At 65.7% G+C, this 2,901-nt stretch carries 1 protein-coding gene and 1 pseudogene; one reads left to right on the top strand and one right to left on the bottom strand.

The window, feature by feature from the left end; genetic code table 11:
* A pseudogene (locus ACK41V_RS23455) lies at positions 1–815 on the bottom strand (DNA mismatch repair protein MutS); the annotation flags it as partial.
* 182 nt (positions 816–997) lie between these two features.
* Here ACK41V_RS23455 and ACK41V_RS23460 point away from each other — a divergent pair.
* Positions 998–2,901, top strand: a 1,904-nt coding sequence (locus ACK41V_RS23460; protein ID WP_409786064.1) for a putative bifunctional diguanylate cyclase/phosphodiesterase, incomplete at its 3' end; no start/stop codon positions are given.

Raw genomic sequence — 2,901 nt, forward strand, 5'->3', positions numbered from 1 at the left:
TCGTCGTTGCGCTGCACCTGCACGCTGTGCACGTGGGTGAGGGTGCGGCCCTGCGTGTGTTCGGCATAGGTCAGCAGCCCGGCGGCGGCGGCGTGGGATTCGCCCAGGTCTTGCGCGCCCCACGCCTGCAGGCTGGCGGCGCCCAGGTTTTCGAGCAGCTTGCGTTCGCCCAAAGCGCTGTCGAACTGCCAGTCGGGCCGGGGGCTGATCGGGCAGGTGAAGGCGCCGCCTTGGCGCAGCACCTGCAGTTGTTGTTCAAAGCGTTCGGTCACACCCGCGCTGTAGATCAGCTCGCTGGGCGCCACGCGCGCGAGCCAGGCGCCGAGTTCGTCGTGGGCACATTCGGCCAGGAACACGCGGCCCTGCGTCACGCTCAGCCACGCCAGGCCACAGCGCGCGCGCGGCGCCTGGTGCACGGCCATCAGCATCGATTCGGATTTGTCGGACAGCAGCTCGGTATCGGTCAGCGTGCCGGGCGTGACCACACGCACCACCTTGCGCTCCACCGGGCCCTTGCTGGCGCCCACTTCGCCCACCTGCTCGGCAATCGCCACCGACTCGCCCATCTTGATCAGGCGGGCCAGGTAGTTCTCCAGCGCGTGGAAGGGAACGCCCGCCATCACCACCGGCTGGCCCCCCGACTGGCCGCGCTGGGTGAGCGTGATGTCGAGCAGCCGCGACGCCTTTTCTGCGTCTTGCCAGAAGACCTCGTAGAAGTCACCCATGCGGTAGAACAGCAGCGTGTCAGGGTGCCCGGCCTTGAGGGCCAGGTACTGCTGCATCATGGGGGTGTGGTGCTCAAGCGTGTCGGACATGCGGGGGCGGGGAAATGAGGCGTGGACTTTAGCGCATGGGGTTTCCCCTTAAGGAATTGCCGCACGTTTTGGTTCCCTGTTACGTTTTGACATACTCTTGCCTGTATGCTGGCGCCTTGGTTTTGACCACCGGCCCGGCCCCATCCGCGGGCCCATCTCCAACCAGAGGTTTCAGAGCGACCGTGATTTCGTCCGAACTGTTGACCGACCTCCTTGCCGCTACGGGTGAGGGCCCCCTTATAGAGCCGATGGCCCAGGCACGTCTTCAGGCGCTGGTGGATGCTGTTCCGGTTGCGCTGATGGAGTTTCGGCTGGTCGGCGGGCGGTTGTTGCTGCTGGCTGCCAATGCGGCCGCCCGCCGCATGCCGGGCCTGGGCGCTGTGCGCAACCCCGGCGTGGATGCCAGCGAAGTGTTTGACCTGTTGGCCGGCACGCAGTTGCTGGACCAGTTGCATGGCGTCATGCGCATCGGTGCCCCCCTGGAATGCCGTCAGGTCGTGCGCGAGCCCGGACGTTTGTTGTTGGCGTGGGATTTGTCAGCCCGCCGTGTGACCAACGACTGCATTGTCGTCACCGTGCGTGACGCCTCCGAGGCCGAAACGCTGCGTGTGGCGCTGGCTGCGGCGGAGCGTTCACTGGAGGAGGTGCGCCGCGAGCTGCGCGAGCAATCGGAAGTTTTCAACACCATGGAAAGCCTGGCCCGCACTGGCCACTGGCGCCGCATTGAAGACCCGGGTGAAACGGTGCTGTTGTGGTCCCCGGGGCTGTGCGACATCGCCGGGTTTGAGCAGCAAGAATGGGTAGACCCTGAACGCGCGGTCAGCGGCATCCTGCCGGAAGACCGCCATGTGTTCGACAAGGTGCGCGAACGCGGCCAGGGGCTGGATGTGGAGTACCGCTGGCGCCGCCCCGATGGCGATGTGCGCTGGATGCGGTCCCGGGTGCGCCGAACTTTGCCCCGCGACGGCGTGCAGGTGGTGATGGGCGTGGTGCAGGACGTGACCGATGAGCACCGGGCTGCAGAGCAGTTGCGTGAACAGTTGTTGTTCATCCAGCGCATCGCCAGCCGCATCCCCGGGTTCATCTACGAATATCGCCTGCATTCCGATGGCAGCACCAGCGTGCAGTACATCAGCGATGCCGTGCGCGAGTTCATGGGGGTCGAGCCGCACGAGGTGACGGCCGACCACGGTGTGCTCATCCACCGGGTGCTGCCAGAAGACCTGGCGCATGTGCAGCGGTCTGCGATCACGTCGGTGCGCAAACTGGTGCCCTGGCAGTGCGAATACCGTGTGCGCATGGACGACGGCAGCATTCGGTGGCACATGACGAACGCCATCCCGCACCGCGAGCCCGATGGCTCGGTGGTGTCGCATGGCTTCACCATGGACATCACAGACCGCAAGCGAGCAGAACAAGAGATCGAGCGCCTTGCCTTCTACGACGCCCTGACCGGCCTGCCCAACCGCCGCCTGCTGCTGGACCGCCTGCAACGCTCCATCGCCGCCTGCCAGCGCAGCAAGAACCAGGGCGCTTTGCTGTTCATCGACCTCGATAACTTCAAAGACCTCAACGACACCCTGGGCCACGACATGGGCGACCAGCTGTTGTCCCAGGTCGCCGCCCGCCTGGTCAACAGCGTGCGCGAAGCCGACACCGTCGCCCGCTTCGGGGGCGATGAATTTGTCGTCATGCTCGACAACCTCAGCGCCGACCTGCAGGACGCCGCCACCCAGGCAGAAACCGTCGCAGAAAAACTCCTGGCCAGCCTGAACCAGCCTTTCGAGCTGCACGGCAGCCAACACTACAGCACCCCCAGCATCGGCATCACCCTGTTTGGCGACACCCGCCTGACCGTAGACGAACTCCTCAAACGCGCCGACCTGGCCATGTACCAGGCCAAAGCCGCAGGACGCAACACCCAACGCTTCTTCGACCCCGACATGCAAGCGGCAGTCAATGCCCGCTCCAACCTGGAAGCCGACCTGCGCCAAGGCCTCGCCCGGGGTGAACTCCTCGTGCACTACCAGCCCGTCGTCGACCACCACGCCACCCTCATGGGCGCCGAAGCCCTGGTGCGCTGGCG

Source organism: Acidovorax sp. (assembly GCF_046291265.1).
Classification (GTDB): domain Bacteria; phylum Pseudomonadota; class Gammaproteobacteria; order Burkholderiales; family Burkholderiaceae_C; genus Acidovorax.